This is a genomic window from Microbacterium sp. KKR3/1 (assembly GCF_021272365.1).
Lineage (GTDB): Bacteria > Actinomycetota > Actinomycetes > Actinomycetales > Microbacteriaceae > Microbacterium > Microbacterium aurugineum.
On sequence record NZ_JAJSDW010000002.1, the window covers coordinates 502,959 to 515,458 of the forward strand.

At 64.8% G+C, this 12,500-nt stretch carries 19 protein-coding genes; all 19 read left to right on the plus strand.

What is annotated here, in order from left to right; translation table 11 throughout:
* Positions 1-173 precede the first annotated feature (173 nt).
* The 19 genes from rpsL to rplE all read left to right on the plus strand — a co-directional run bounded on the left by rpsL (position 174) and on the right by rplE (position 12,432).
* Entirely contained in the window at positions 174-542 is a 369-nt protein-coding gene (rpsL, locus tag LVJ59_RS14100; protein ID WP_017201609.1) for a 30S ribosomal protein S12, read from the plus strand.
* Positions 543-547: 5 nt separating this feature from the next.
* Positions 548-1,018 carry a 30S ribosomal protein S7 gene (rpsG, locus tag LVJ59_RS14105; RefSeq protein WP_017201608.1) on the plus strand — a complete coding sequence of 157 codons (471 nt, stop codon included), beginning with the start codon at positions 548-550 and terminating at the stop codon, positions 1,016-1,018.
* An 87-nt stretch (positions 1,019-1,105) separates the two neighbouring features.
* Positions 1,106-3,220 carry an elongation factor G gene (gene fusA, locus LVJ59_RS14110; protein ID WP_308191515.1) on the plus strand — a complete coding sequence of 705 codons (2,115 nt, stop codon included), beginning with the start codon at positions 1,106-1,108 and terminating at the stop codon, positions 3,218-3,220.
* 169 nt (positions 3,221-3,389) lie between these two features.
* Positions 3,390-4,580 carry an elongation factor Tu gene (gene tuf / locus LVJ59_RS14115; RefSeq protein WP_047524110.1) on the plus strand — a complete coding sequence of 397 codons (1,191 nt, stop codon included), beginning with the start codon at positions 3,390-3,392 and terminating at the stop codon, positions 4,578-4,580.
* A 150-nt stretch (positions 4,581-4,730) separates the two neighbouring features.
* Positions 4,731-4,943, plus strand: a complete 213-nt coding sequence (locus tag LVJ59_RS14120) for a hypothetical protein (protein WP_021201124.1) — start codon at positions 4,731-4,733, stop codon at positions 4,941-4,943.
* Between the two features lie 835 nt (positions 4,944-5,778).
* Entirely contained in the window at positions 5,779-6,087 is a 309-nt protein-coding gene (gene rpsJ / locus LVJ59_RS14125; protein WP_017201594.1) for a 30S ribosomal protein S10, read from the plus strand.
* Between the two features lie 8 nt (positions 6,088-6,095).
* On the plus strand, positions 6,096-6,755 hold the full coding sequence (rplC, locus tag LVJ59_RS14130) for a 50S ribosomal protein L3 (protein ID WP_047524109.1): 660 nt from the start codon (positions 6,096-6,098) through the stop codon (positions 6,753-6,755).
* Positions 6,756-6,757: 2 nt separating this feature from the next.
* The gene (rplD, locus tag LVJ59_RS14135; protein ID WP_047524108.1) at positions 6,758-7,420 is read left to right on the plus strand and encodes a 50S ribosomal protein L4; all 663 of its coding nucleotides are present in this window, start codon (positions 6,758-6,760) and stop codon (positions 7,418-7,420) included.
* Positions 7,417-7,740, plus strand: a complete 324-nt coding sequence (rplW, locus tag LVJ59_RS14140) for a 50S ribosomal protein L23 (RefSeq protein ID WP_017829206.1) — start codon at positions 7,417-7,419, stop codon at positions 7,738-7,740. Before rplD ends, rplW begins: the two co-directional genes overlap by 4 nt.
* 20 nt (positions 7,741-7,760) lie before the next feature.
* On the plus strand, positions 7,761-8,600 hold the full coding sequence (gene rplB, locus LVJ59_RS14145) for a 50S ribosomal protein L2 (RefSeq protein WP_017201590.1): 840 nt from the start codon (positions 7,761-7,763) through the stop codon (positions 8,598-8,600).
* Between the two features lie 12 nt (positions 8,601-8,612).
* Entirely contained in the window at positions 8,613-8,894 is a 282-nt protein-coding gene (gene rpsS / locus LVJ59_RS14150) for a 30S ribosomal protein S19 (RefSeq protein WP_017829205.1), read from the plus strand.
* A complete protein-coding gene (gene rplV, locus LVJ59_RS14155) occupies positions 8,894-9,292 on the plus strand; it encodes a 50S ribosomal protein L22 (RefSeq protein WP_021201121.1) in 399 nt (132 codons plus the stop codon). The genes rpsS and rplV overlap by 1 nt, the downstream gene beginning before the upstream one ends.
* Positions 9,292-10,047, plus strand: coding sequence for a 30S ribosomal protein S3 (gene rpsC / locus LVJ59_RS14160; RefSeq protein ID WP_017201587.1), 756 nt, complete (start codon positions 9,292-9,294; stop codon positions 10,045-10,047). The genes rplV and rpsC overlap by 1 nt, the downstream gene beginning before the upstream one ends.
* Positions 10,047-10,466: a 50S ribosomal protein L16 gene (rplP, locus tag LVJ59_RS14165; RefSeq protein ID WP_047524107.1), complete on the plus strand. Its 420-nt coding sequence runs from the start codon at positions 10,047-10,049 to the stop codon at positions 10,464-10,466. Before rpsC ends, rplP begins: the two co-directional genes overlap by 1 nt.
* Positions 10,466-10,783: a 50S ribosomal protein L29 gene (gene rpmC, locus LVJ59_RS17985; RefSeq protein WP_017829202.1), complete on the plus strand. Its 318-nt coding sequence runs from the start codon at positions 10,466-10,468 to the stop codon at positions 10,781-10,783. Before rplP ends, rpmC begins: the two co-directional genes overlap by 1 nt.
* A complete protein-coding gene (gene rpsQ / locus LVJ59_RS17990) occupies positions 10,783-11,115 on the plus strand; it encodes a 30S ribosomal protein S17 (RefSeq protein WP_047524106.1) in 333 nt (110 codons plus the stop codon). The genes rpmC and rpsQ overlap by 1 nt, the downstream gene beginning before the upstream one ends.
* Positions 11,112-11,480, plus strand: a complete 369-nt coding sequence (gene rplN, locus LVJ59_RS14180; RefSeq protein ID WP_017201583.1) for a 50S ribosomal protein L14 — start codon at positions 11,112-11,114, stop codon at positions 11,478-11,480. Before rpsQ ends, rplN begins: the two co-directional genes overlap by 4 nt.
* Positions 11,481-11,482: 2 nt before the next feature.
* A complete protein-coding gene (gene rplX, locus LVJ59_RS14185) occupies positions 11,483-11,842 on the plus strand; it encodes a 50S ribosomal protein L24 (protein WP_047524105.1) in 360 nt (119 codons plus the stop codon).
* Positions 11,842-12,432, plus strand: a complete 591-nt coding sequence (gene rplE / locus LVJ59_RS14190; RefSeq protein WP_047524104.1) for a 50S ribosomal protein L5 — start codon at positions 11,842-11,844, stop codon at positions 12,430-12,432. Before rplX ends, rplE begins: the two co-directional genes overlap by 1 nt.
* The last annotated feature ends 68 nt before the right edge of the window (positions 12,433-12,500 follow it).

Below are 12,500 nucleotides of genomic sequence, written 5' to 3' on the forward strand. Positions count from 1 at the left end.
TTACACTTGACCAGGTGTGTGCACGTCTCGACGTGCGCGCTGGGCGTCGGCACCATGCCGGTCCGCCCCCACGGCATACCCACCACACCAAAAGCTCGTCGATTCCGGCGTGCCGGTGGGTCATGATGTGAAACCCATCACGCTGTCACCGTGCAGCACTATGAGGAGAGAACGTGCCAACCATTCAGCAGTTGGTTCGCAAGGGTCGCTCGCCCAAGGTCACCAAGACCAAGGCGCCGGCGCTCAAGTCGAACCCGCAGCAGGCCGGGGTCTGCACCCGCGTCTACACCACCACCCCGAAGAAGCCGAACTCGGCGATGCGCAAGGTCGCTCGTGTGAAGCTCCGCAACGGCACCGAGGTCACCGCGTACATCCCCGGTGAGGGCCACAACCTGCAGGAGCACTCGCTCGTGCTCGTGCGCGGCGGTCGTGTCAAGGACCTTCCCGGTGTGCGTTACAAGATCGTCCGTGGCGCCCTGGACACCCAGGCAGTCAAGAACCGTAAGCAGGCTCGTTCCCGCTACGGCGCGAAGAAGGGTTGAGTTAGATGCCTCGTAAGGGACCCGCCCCGAAGCGCCCCGTCGTCAACGACCCGGTATACGGCGCACCGATCGTCACCTCGCTGGTGAACAAGATCCTCGTCGACGGCAAGAAGTCGCTGGCCGAGTCGATCGTCTACGGCGCCCTCCGCGGTGTCGAGGCGAAGAACGGCCAGGACGCCGTCGCCACGCTCAAGAAGGCGCTCGACAACGTGCGCCCGACCCTCGAGGTCCGCAGCCGCCGCGTCGGTGGTTCGACCTACCAGGTGCCGGTCGAGGTCAAGCCTCACCGCGCCAACACGCTCGCTCTGCGCTGGCTCGTGAGCTACGCGAAGGGTCGTCGTGAGAAGACGATGACCGAGCGTCTCCAGAACGAGATCCTCGACGCGTCCAACGGCCTGGGTGCCGCGGTCAAGCGCCGCGAGGACACGCACAAGATGGCCGAGTCGAACCGCGCGTTCGCTCACTACCGCTGGTAAACAGCTTCGCCCGTCCTCCGGCCTCCCGTCGGGGGACGGGCACCCCCTCTTCGCAGTAAGACTGCTCCAAAAGATAAGGACACTCCTGTGGCACAAGACGTGCTCACGGACCTGAGCAAGGTCCGCAACATCGGCATCATGGCGCACATCGATGCCGGCAAGACCACGACGACCGAGCGCATCCTGTTCTACACGGGCGTCAACCACAAGCTCGGCGAGACGCACGACGGCGCCTCGACCACCGACTGGATGGAGCAGGAGAAGGAGCGCGGCATCACGATCACGTCTGCCGCCGTGACCTGCTTCTGGAACAAGAACCAGATCAACATCATCGACACCCCCGGTCACGTGGACTTCACGGTCGAGGTGGAGCGCTCGCTCCGCGTCCTCGACGGTGCTGTCGCCGTGTTCGACGGCAAGGAGGGCGTCGAGCCCCAGTCCGAGACCGTGTGGCGTCAGGCCGACAAGTACAACGTGCCGCGCATCTGCTTCGTCAACAAGATGGACAAGCTCGGTGCCGACTTCTACTTCACGGTCGACACGATCGTCAGCCGCCTCGGCGCCAAGCCGCTGGTCATCCAGCTGCCCATCGGTGCGGAGAACGACTTCGTCGGCGTCATCGACCTGATCGAGATGCGTGCACTGGTCTGGCCCGGCGACTCCAAGGGTGATGTCACCATGGGCGCCAAGTACGAAGTCCAGGAGATCCCCGCCGACCTCAAGGAGAAGGCGGACGAGTACCGTCAGCAGCTCCTCGAGGTCGTCGCCGAGACCGACGACGCGCTGCTCGAGAAGTTCTTCGGTGGCGAGGAGCTCACCGTCGCCGAGATCAAGGGCGCGATCCGCAAGCTGACCGTCGCGAGCGAGATCTACCCGGTGCTCTGCGGCTCCGCGTTCAAGAACCGCGGTGTCCAGCCGATGCTCGACGCGGTCGTCGACTTCCTGCCGAACCCCCTCGACGTCGGTGCCATCGAGGCGCACGACCCGAAGGACTACGACACGATCATCGAGCGTCACCCCGACGCCAACGACCCGTTCTCGGCGCTGGCGTTCAAGGTCGCCGTGCACCCGTTCTTCGGTCGCCTCACCTACGTGCGCGTCTACTCGGGTCACCTCGACTCGGGCTCCGCCGTGGTCAACTCGACCAAGGGCAAGAAGGAGCGCATCGGGAAGATCTTCCAGATGCACGCCAACAAGGAGAACCCCGTCGACTCGCTGACCGCCGGCAACATCTACGCGGTCATCGGCCTGAAGGACACCACCACCGGTGACACCCTCGCCGACCCGGCAGCTCCGGTCGTCCTCGAGTCGATGACGTTCCCGGAGCCCGTGATCGAGGTCGCGATCGAGCCGAAGACCAAGGCCGACCAGGAGAAGCTGGGTCTCGCGATCCAGAAGCTCGCTGAGGAGGACCCGACCTTCCGCACGGAGCTCAACCCCGAGACCGGTCAGACGACCATCAAGGGCATGGGCGAGCTGCACCTCGACATCCTCGTCGACCGCATGAAGCGCGAGTTCCGCGTCGAGGCGAACGTCGGCAAGCCGCAGGTCGCGTACCGTGAGACGATCCGCAAGGCCGTCGAGAAGCACGACTACACGCACAAGAAGCAGACCGGTGGTTCTGGACAGTTCGCGAAGATCCAGTTCAACATCGAGCCGCTCGAGCTCGACTCCGAGACGACTTACGAGTTCGTGAACGCCGTCACCGGTGGTCGCATCCCTCGTGAGTACATCGGCTCGATCGATGCTGGTTTCCAGGACGCGATGAACGTCGGTGTGCTCGCGGGCTACCCGATGGTCGGCGTCAAGGCGACCATCGTCGATGGTGCAGCGCACGACGTCGACTCCTCGGAGATGGCGTTCAAGATCGCGGGCTCCATGGGCTTCAAGGAGGCCGCTCGCCGTGCCAACCCCGTGCTGCTCGAGCCGCTGATGGCCGTCGAGGTCCGTACTCCGGAGGAGTACATGGGCGACGTCATCGGTGACCTGAACTCGCGCCGTGGCCAGATCCAGTCGATGGAAGACGCCGCCGGCGTCAAGGTCGTCCGCGCTCAGGTGCCGCTGTCCGAGATGTTCGGCTACATCGGCGACCTGCGCTCGAAGACCTCGGGCCGCGCCGTCTACTCGATGGAGTTCCACAGCTACGCTGAGGTTCCCCGCGCGGTGGCGGACGAGATCGTCCAGAAGACCAAGGGCGAGTAATCACCCTTCTGGGTTCCCCGCGGCGCCGAGCACGGCGAAGCGCCGCGGGGTTCCCAGGTCACCTACAACTTCACATTCCCTCTCTACTAAACTGAGAACCTAACCCGTAGAGAACCGGTCGCAAACCAGTGCCCGGTCACCTCTACAACGACGTCCTGAGGAGGACCCAGTGGCTAAGGCCAAGTTCGAGCGGACCAAGCCGCACGTCAACATCGGAACGATCGGTCACGTCGACCACGGCAAGACCACGCTCTCCGCAGCGATCTCGAAGGTGCTTGCTGACAAGTACCCGTCCGACACCAACGTGCAGCGTGACTTCGCTTCCATCGACTCGGCGCCGGAAGAGCGCCAGCGTGGTATCACCATCAACATCTCGCACATCGAGTACGAGACCCCGAAGCGCCACTACGCGCACGTCGACGCTCCCGGCCACGCCGACTACGTCAAGAACATGATCACCGGTGCGGCTCAGATGGACGGCGCGATCCTCGTGGTCGCCGCCACCGACGGCCCGATGGCTCAGACGCGTGAGCACGTGCTGCTCGCCAAGCAGGTCGGCGTTCCCTACCTGCTCGTCGCGCTGAACAAGTCCGACATGGTCGACGACGAGGAGATCCTGGAGCTCGTCGAGCTCGAGGTCCGCGAGCTGCTCGCCGGCCAGGGCTTCGACGAGGACGCTCCTGTCGTCCGCGTCTCCGCTCTCAAGGCCCTCGAGGGCGACGAGAAGTGGGTCCAGGCGATCCTGGACCTGATGCAGGCCGTCGACGACAGCGTTCCGGACCCGGAGCGTGACCGCGACAAGCCGTTCCTGATGCCCGTCGAGGACGTCTTCACGATCACCGGTCGTGGAACCGTCGTCACGGGTCGCGCCGAGCGTGGCACGCTGGCCATCAACTCCGAGGTCGAGATCGTCGGACTCCGTCCGACTGTCAAGACCACGGTCACGGGTATCGAGATGTTCCACAAGCAGCTCGACGAGGCCTGGGCCGGCGAGAACTGTGGTCTGCTGCTCCGCGGTACCAAGCGTGAAGACGTCGAGCGCGGTCAGGTCATCGTCAAGCCGGGTTCGGTCACGCCGCACACCGACTTCGAGGGCACCGCGTACATCCTGTCGAAGGACGAGGGTGGCCGTCACAACCCGTTCTACACGAACTACCGCCCGCAGTTCTACTTCCGCACCACCGACGTCACCGGCGTCATCTCGCTGCCCGAGGGCACCGAGATGGTCATGCCCGGCGACACCACCGACATGACGGTCGAGCTGATCCAGCCGATCGCCATGGAGGAGGGCCTCGGCTTCGCCATCCGTGAGGGTGGACGCACCGTCGGCGCCGGTACGGTCACGAAGATCATCAAGTAAGCATCTGCTTCCTCGCAAAGGGGTCGGGCCTTCGGGTCCGGCCCCTTTGTCGTGGACGGGGGGCGAGGGTTCCCTTCGGCGGGGTGGACATGCACAATGAGTGTGGTCGCCCCGATCGGACGACCGCACACGTCTCAGAAGGGGAGTCACATGGGTATCGAGGACGCCGTGAACAAGGGCAAGGACCTCTACGAGCAGAACAAGGACAAGATCGCCGAAGCCGTGAAGAGCGAGCAGGCGGAGGACATCAGCGACAAGGTGCTCGACGGTGTCGCCGACTTCGCGAAGAAGATCGCACCCGGCGCGGCGGACAAGATCGACGAGATCCGGGACGGCGCGGACAAGGCCGTCGGCAACGAGTAGCCTCGCCCGTCGTCGCTGAGCGGCGCCCCACCGGTGGTGGGGCGCCGCTTTTCGGTGCCGGGCGGTGAGACCCGGTGTCAAATGTGGCGGATTCACTCCTGCATCGAGTAGGATCGTCTCGACCGCCTGGGGATCTTGCGGTCATGGAAGCCGAAGGGGTTCGGTTTCCGGGAACACGCGGTCATCCGCGTCCAAACTGGGGATATGCGATCTTGGGGATCATCGTGCGACGCGCGCAGTCACTGCGCCTGAGCGTCTCCCTGCCTGCGCGGCGGGTCTTCCGCCGCGCCCTCGGTCGAGGAGCTCGGCGTCCCTTCACGCCGGGCTACTCGCGTTCGGTGTGCCCCCTCGCACTGAACGCCCTCCCCAAGCGGGGCGAGGCATGGGGATGCCTCGCCCCGCTATCTCCTGCGATCTGAGGTCTCCGCTGCGCGGCTGAGGGGCCCCGAGACGACCGCGACACGCCCGGGTTTGCAGAAGTGAAATCGGCCGTGGCAGAATAGACAGGTTCGATATTCCGTTGCCGCTGTGCGTGCAACGGATCACTGCCAGGGCAGTGCATAGACGGCGCCTCCTCCGGGACGGCGCAGGGTTCTAGGCCGCGGGTAGCAGAACACACCCCGACACCCCCTCATCATGAAGGGTTCCGCCGTGCGCGGTGGAAGGTCGGCATCCGGTCGCCTCACGGCTTCCGGCTGACAGAAGAACAGTGGTGCAGCAGATCGACTCGTGAGAGCCGTTCTCGTGCCGAGGCGCGAACAGCGCCGACGTGCGTCCAATGCCCCAGGGCCACCCGGTCCCGGACGGTAAGACGCCTAAAGAGAGAGAGCAGACAATGGCGGGACAGAAGATCCGCATTCGCCTGAAGTCGTATGACCACGAGGTCATCGACACGTCCGCACGCAAGATCGTCGACACCGTGACCCGTGCGGGCGCAACCGTCGTCGGCCCCGTGCCCCTTCCGACCGAGAAGAACGTCGTGTGCGTCATCCGGTCGCCCCACAAGTACAAGGACAGCCGCGAGCACTTCGAGATGCGCACCCACAAGCGTCTGATCGACATCGTCGACCCGACGCCCAAGGCTGTCGACTCGCTGATGCGTCTCGACCTGCCGGCCGATGTCAACATCGAGATCAAGCTCTGAGGTTCGACATGGCTGACATCAATTCCAAGGTTTCCAAGGGCATGCTCGGCACGAAGCTCGGCATGACCCAGGTCTGGAACGAGAGCGGCAAGCTCGTTCCCGTCACCGTCATCGAGCTGGCACCGAACGTGGTCACCCAGGTCCGTACCCCCGAGAAGGACGGCTACAACGCCGTGCAGATCGCCTACGGCCAGATCGACCCCCGCAAGGTGAACAAGCCGCTCTCCGCTCACTTCGAGGCAGCCGGCGTCACGCCGCGTCGTCACGTCACCGAGATCCGCACCGCGGACGCCGGCGACTACACCCTGGGCCAGGAGCTCACGGTCGACGGCACCTTCGAGGCAGGCCAGCTCGTCGACGTCGTCGGCACGAGCAAGGGCAAGGGCTTCGCCGGTGTCATGAAGCGCCACAACTTCAAGGGCGTCTCGGCTTCGCACGGTGCACACCGCAACCACCGCAAGCCCGGCTCCATCGGCGCATCGTCGACCCCGAGCCGCGTCTTCAAGGGCATGCGCATGGCCGGCCGTATGGGTGGCGAGCGCGTGACCGTCCTCAACCTCACGGTGCACGCCATCGACATCGAGAAGGGACTCATGCTCGTCAAGGGCGCCGTCCCCGGTGCTCGTGGTCGCATCGTCTATGTCCGCAACGCAGTGAAGGGTGCCTGATCATGGCTGACTCCACTCTCGCGCTCGACGTCCTCAAGGCAGACGGCAAGAAGGCAGGCTCCATCGAGCTTCCCGCCGCACTGTTCGACGCCAAGACGAACATCCCGCTCATCCACCAGGTCGTCGTCGCGCAGCTCGCGGCGGCACGCCAGGGCACGCACTCGACCAAGCGTCGTGGCGAGGTCTCCGGTGCCGGCCGCAAGCCCTTCAAGCAGAAGGGCACGGGTAACGCCCGTCAGGGTTCCATCCGCGCGCCGCACATGACCGGTGGTGGCATCGTCCACGGCCCGAAGCCGCGTGACTACTCGCAGCGCACCCCCAAGAAGATGATCGCCGCCGCCCTGCTGGGCGCGCTCAGCGACCGCTTCCGCGGAGACCGCATCCACGCCATCGACTCCTTCGGGATCGACGGCACGCCCTCGACCAAGACCGCGGTGAGCTTCCTCACCAACGTCGTCTCGTCGAAGAACGTGCTCGTCGTCATCGAGCGGGGCGACGACGTGACGCTGAAGAGCATCCGCAACCTGTCGAACCTGCACGTGCTGACGTTCGACCAGCTCAACGCATACGACGTGCTCGTCTCCGACGACATCGTCTTCACCCAGGCCGCGCTCGAGGGCTTCATCGCCTCCAAGTCCGGCGCCAACCAGGAGGTCTCCGCATGAGCGAGCAGGCATCTGTTCTCCAGACGGCCCTGAACAAGGACCCGCGCGACATCATCCTGAAGCCGGTCGTGTCCGAGAAGAGCTACGGGCTCATCGATGAAGGAAAGTACACCTTCCTCGTCGACCCGCGCGCTTCGAAGACCGAGATCAAGCTCGCTATCGAGAAGATCTTCGGCGTCAAGGTCGCAGGGGTCAACACCCTCAACCGCGTCGGCAAGGCTCGCCGCACCCGCTTCGGAACCGGCAAGCGCAAGGACACCAAGCGCGCCATCGTCACCCTGAAGTCGGGCACCATCGACATCTTCACGGCAATCGGCTGATCCGGGGGATAAGGACAATCATGGCTATTCGCAAGTACAAGCCCACGACCCCGGGCCGTCGCGGCTCGTCGGTGGCTGACTTCGCCGAGATCACTCGATCGACGCCGGAGAAGTCGCTGCTGCGCCCGCTCTCGAAGACCGGTGGTCGCAACAACCAGGGCCGCATCACGACCCGTCACATCGGTGGTGGCCACAAGCGCCAGTACCGCGTCATCGACTTCCGTCGCAATGACAAGGACGGCGTCAACGCCAAGGTCGCTCACATCGAGTACGACCCCAACCGCACCGCGCGCATCGCGCTGCTGCACTACTTCGACGGTGAGAAGCGCTACATCCTCGCTCCGGCGAAGCTGAAGCAGGGCGACATCGTCGAGTCGGGTGCCGGGGCTGACATCAAGCCGGGTAACAACCTCCCGCTGAAGAACATCCCCACCGGTACCGTCATCCACGCGATCGAGCTCCGCCCCGGCGGCGGCGCGAAGATGGCACGTTCGGCCGGTGCATCCGTCCGTCTCGTCGCCAAGGACGGCCCCTACGCCCAGCTGCGTCTCCCCTCGGGCGAGATCCGCAACGTCGATGCGCGCTGCCGCGCGACCATCGGCGAGGTCGGCAACGCCGAGCAGTCGAACATCAACTGGGGCAAGGCCGGCCGTATGCGCTGGAAGGGCGTCCGCCCGACGGTCCGTGGTGTCGCGATGAACCCGGTCGACCACCCGCACGGTGGTGGTGAGGGTAAGACCTCCGGTGGTCGTCACCCCGTCTCCCCGTGGGGCCAGGCGGAGGGTCGTACCCGTCACGCCAACAAGGAAAGCGACAAGTACATCGTGCGTCGTCGTAACGCCGGCAAGAAGCGCAAGTAGGAGTAAGAGAAGATGCCTCGCAGTCTTAAGAAGGGCCCCTTCGTCGACGATCACCTGCTTCGCAAGGTGGTCGTGCAGAACGAAGCCGGCACCAAGAACGTCATCAAGACCTGGTCCCGTCGGTCCATGATCATCCCGGCCATGCTGGGTCACACGATCGCGGTCCACGACGGACGCAAGCACATCCCTGTGTTCGTGTCCGAGACCATGGTCGGTCACAAGCTGGGCGAGTTCGCGCCCACCCGCACCTTCCGCGGTCACGAGAAGGACGACAAGAAGGGGCGGCGCCGCTAATGGTCGAATCGATCGCACGCGTGCGACACATCCGCGTGACCCCTCAGAAGGCTCGCCGTGTCGTCGCGCTCATCAAGGGCAAGCAGGCTCAGGAGGCTCTCGCCATCCTGAAGTTCGCGCAGCAGAGCGCCAGCGAGCCGATCTACAAGCTTGTCGCGTCGGCCATGGCCAACGCGCAGGTGAAGGCGGATCGCGACGGCGAATTCCTCGACGAGCAGGACCTGTACGTGGCGAACGCGTACGTCGACGAGGGCACGACGCTCAAGCGTTTCCAGCCCCGTGCACAGGGTCGCGCTTTCCAGATCAAGAAGCGCACGAGCCACATCACGGTCGTGCTCTCGACGCCTGAGGCAGCTCCGGCCGCCACGGGCGACAGCAACAAGAAGGCGAGCAAGTAATGGGACAGAAGGTAAACCCGTACGGCTTCCGTCTCGGCATCACGACGGACCACGTCTCGCGTTGGTTCTCTGACTCGACGAAGCCGGGGCAGCGTTACGCCGACTACGTTGCCGAGGACATCAAGATCCGCAACCTGCTCAAGACGCAGCTCGACCGCGCCGGTGTCTCGAACATCGAGATCGAGCGCACCCGTGACCGCGTCCGCGTCGACATCCACACCGCCCGTCCGGGCATCGTGATCGGTCGTCGTGGAGCCGAGGCCGAGCGCATCCGCGGCGACCTCGAGAAGCTCTCGGGCAAGCAGATCCAGCTGAACATCCTCGAGGTCAAGAACCCCGAGGCCGACGCTCAGCTCGTCGCGCAGGGCATCGCCGAGCAGCTCTCTGCTCGTGTGGCGTTCCGTCGTGCGATGCGCAAGGGTCTGCAGGGCGCTCAGCGCGCCGGCGCCAAGGGCATCCGTATTCAGGTCTCCGGCCGCCTCGGCGGCGCCGAGATGAGCCGTTCGGAGTTCTACCGCGAGGGTCGTGTGCCGCTGCACACGCTGCGCGCGAACATCGACTATGGCTTCTACGAGGCGAAGACCACCTTCGGCCGCATCGGCGTGAAGGTCTGGATCTACAAGGGCGACCTGACCGCGAAGGAGCTCGCTCGCGAGCAGGCCAACGCACCCAAGGCTCGTCGTGACGACCGTGGTGGCGACCGCCGCCGTGCCCCGCGCAACGAGGCACCTGTCGCAGAAGGAGCGTCGGCATAATGCTCATCCCCCGTAAGGTCAAGTTCCGCAAGCAGCACCACCCCGGGCGCTCGGGTCAGGCCACCGGCGGCACGAAGGTCTCCTTCGGCGAGTACGGTATCCAGGCGCTTTCGCCCGCTTACGTGACGAACCGTCAGATCGAGTCCGCTCGTATCGCGATGACCCGTCACATCAAGCGTGGTGGAAAGGTGTGGATCAACATCTACCCCGACCGTCCGCTCACGAAGAAGCCTGCCGAGACCCGCATGGGTTCCGGTAAGGGTTCCCCCGAGTGGTGGGTCGCCAACGTCAAGCCGGGCCGTGTCCTCTTCGAGGTCGCGGGTGTCGACGAGCAGCTCGCTCGCGAAGCTCTGACCCGAGCAATTCACAAGCTGCCGCTCAAGGCACGCATCATCAAGCGCGAGGAGGGCGACGCGTAATGGCGATCGGCACCAAGGAGCTCGCCCCGGCAGAGCTCGACACATTCGAAGACCAGCGCCTCGTCGAGGAGCTGCGCAAGGCCAAGGAGGAGCTGTTCAACCTCCGTTTCCAGTCGGCCACCGGCCAGCTGGAGAGCCACGGCCGCATCCGCGCCGTCAAGCGCGACATCGCGCGTCTCTACACCGTGATCCGCGAACGCGAGCTGGGCATCCGTGCGACGCCCGCTCCGGTCGAGGCTCCGGCCAAGAAGGCGACCAAGTCGAAGGCGAAGAAGGCGGACTCCGCCGACGACGCCGTGAAGGAAGAGGCTGAGTGATGGCCACCAAGAAGGAAGCGACTGCGGAGACGCAGGCCGCAGGACACGAGTCGTCCGAGCACGACGTCCGCGACACCGCTGCACGCGGTTACCGCAAGGCGCGTCGCGGCTACGTCGTCAGCGACAAGATGGACAAGACCATCGTGGTCGAGGTCGAGGACCGCGTGAAGCACCCGCTTTACGGCAAGGTCATCCGCCGCACCTCGAAGGTCAAGGCGCACGATGAGGCGAACACCGCCGGCATCGGCGACCTGGTCCTGATCAACGAGACCCGCCCGCTCAGCGCCACGAAGCGCTGGCGCCTGGTGGAGATTCTGGAGAAGGCCAAGTGATCCAGCAGGAATCCCGACTCAAGGTCGCCGACAACACCGGCGCCAAGGAGCTGCTCACGATCCGCGTTCTCGGTGGCTCGAAGCGCCGCTACGCGGGCCTCGGCGACACCATCGTCGCGACCGTCAAGGACGCGATCCCCGGTGGCAACGTCAAGAAGGGCGACGTCGTCAAGGCGGTCATCGTCCGCACCAAGAAGGAGGTCCGTCGTCCGGACGGCTCCTACATCAAGTTCGACGAGAACGCCGCCGTGATCCTGAAGAACGACGGGGAGCCCCGCGGCACCCGTATCTTCGGACCGGTCGGTCGTGAGCTTCGTGACAAGAAGTTCATGAAGATCGTCTCGCTGGCGCCGGAGGTCATCTAATCATGGCGAAGATCAAGAAGGGTGACCTGGTTCAGGTCATCACGGGCGCCACGCAGGAGCGTGGCGGCGACCGCGGTAAGCAGGGCAAGGTCCTCGACGTCCTTTCCGACAAGAACCGCGTCATCGTCGAAGGCGTGAACTACGTCACCAAGCACACCCGCGTCGGACAGACGCAGCGTGGCACCAAGACCGGAGGCCTCGAGACCGTCGAAGCCTCCATCCACATCTCGAACGTCGCACTCGTCGACCCCTCGACCAAGAAGCCGACCAAGGTCGGCCACCGGGTCGAGGAGCAGACGAAGGACGGCGTGAAGCGCACCGTCCGCGTGCGCTACGCGAAGAAGAGCGGTAAGGACCTCTGATGAGCACCGACACTGCCGCGCCGGCTGGCAAGATCCAGCCGCGCCTGAAGCAGAAGTACAACACCGAGATCAAGAAGGCGATGCAGGAAGAGTTCGGTTACTCGAACGTCATGCAGATCCCCGGACTGGTCAAGGTCGTCGTGAACACCGGTGTCGGCGAGGCAGCTCGCGACAGCAAGGTGATCGATGGCGCGGTCGACGACCTCACCAAGATCACCGGCCAGAAGCCGATCGTCACGAAGGCCCGCAAGTCCATCGCGCAGTTCAAGCTGCGTGAGGGTCAGGCCATCGGCGCGCACGTCACCCTCCGTGGCGACCGCGCGTGGGAGTTCGTCGACCGCCTCGTCTCGCTCGCTCTGCCCCGTATCCGCGACTTCCGCGGTCTCTCGGCCAAGCAGTTCGACGGCAACGGCAACTACACCTTCGGTCTCCAGGAGCAGAGCGTGTTCCACGAGATCGATCAGGACAAGATCGACCGGGTTCGCGGTTTCGACATCACCGTCGTCACCACCGCGAAGACGGATGACGAGGGTCGGGCACTGCTCCGCCACCTCGGCTTCCCGTTCCGCTCGGAAGACGCACAGGCGTAACACCCTTGACGGGCTCAGTGGTCTCGTGTCACTGAGCCCGTCGATGTGCACGTACAATTGAAAATTGC

Bases quoted from the DNA above. Each gene is read 5' to 3' on its own strand.
- rpsG (WP_017201608.1), top strand. From the start codon at position 548: ATGCCTCGTAAGGGACCCGCCCCGAAGCGCCCCGTCGTCAACGACCCG.
- LVJ59_RS14120 (WP_021201124.1), top strand. From the start codon at position 4,731: ATGGGTATCGAGGACGCCGTGAACAAGGGCAAGGACCTCTACGAGCAG.
- rpsJ (WP_017201594.1), top strand. From the start codon at position 5,779: ATGGCGGGACAGAAGATCCGCATTCGCCTGAAGTCGTATGACCACGAG.
- rplC (WP_047524109.1), top strand. From the start codon at position 6,096: ATGGCTGACATCAATTCCAAGGTTTCCAAGGGCATGCTCGGCACGAAG.
- rplD (WP_047524108.1), top strand. From the start codon at position 6,758: ATGGCTGACTCCACTCTCGCGCTCGACGTCCTCAAGGCAGACGGCAAG.
- rplW (WP_017829206.1), top strand. From the start codon at position 7,417: ATGAGCGAGCAGGCATCTGTTCTCCAGACGGCCCTGAACAAGGACCCG.
- rplB (WP_017201590.1), top strand. From the start codon at position 7,761: ATGGCTATTCGCAAGTACAAGCCCACGACCCCGGGCCGTCGCGGCTCG.
- rpsS (WP_017829205.1), top strand. From the start codon at position 8,613: ATGCCTCGCAGTCTTAAGAAGGGCCCCTTCGTCGACGATCACCTGCTT.
- rplV (WP_021201121.1), top strand. From the start codon at position 8,894: ATGGTCGAATCGATCGCACGCGTGCGACACATCCGCGTGACCCCTCAG.
- rpsC (WP_017201587.1), top strand. From the start codon at position 9,292: ATGGGACAGAAGGTAAACCCGTACGGCTTCCGTCTCGGCATCACGACG.
- rplP (WP_047524107.1), top strand. From the start codon at position 10,047: ATGCTCATCCCCCGTAAGGTCAAGTTCCGCAAGCAGCACCACCCCGGG.
- rpmC (WP_017829202.1), top strand. From the start codon at position 10,466: ATGGCGATCGGCACCAAGGAGCTCGCCCCGGCAGAGCTCGACACATTC.
- rpsQ (WP_047524106.1), top strand. From the start codon at position 10,783: ATGGCCACCAAGAAGGAAGCGACTGCGGAGACGCAGGCCGCAGGACAC.
- rplX (WP_047524105.1), top strand. From the start codon at position 11,483: ATGGCGAAGATCAAGAAGGGTGACCTGGTTCAGGTCATCACGGGCGCC.
- rplE (WP_047524104.1), top strand. From the start codon at position 11,842: ATGAGCACCGACACTGCCGCGCCGGCTGGCAAGATCCAGCCGCGCCTG.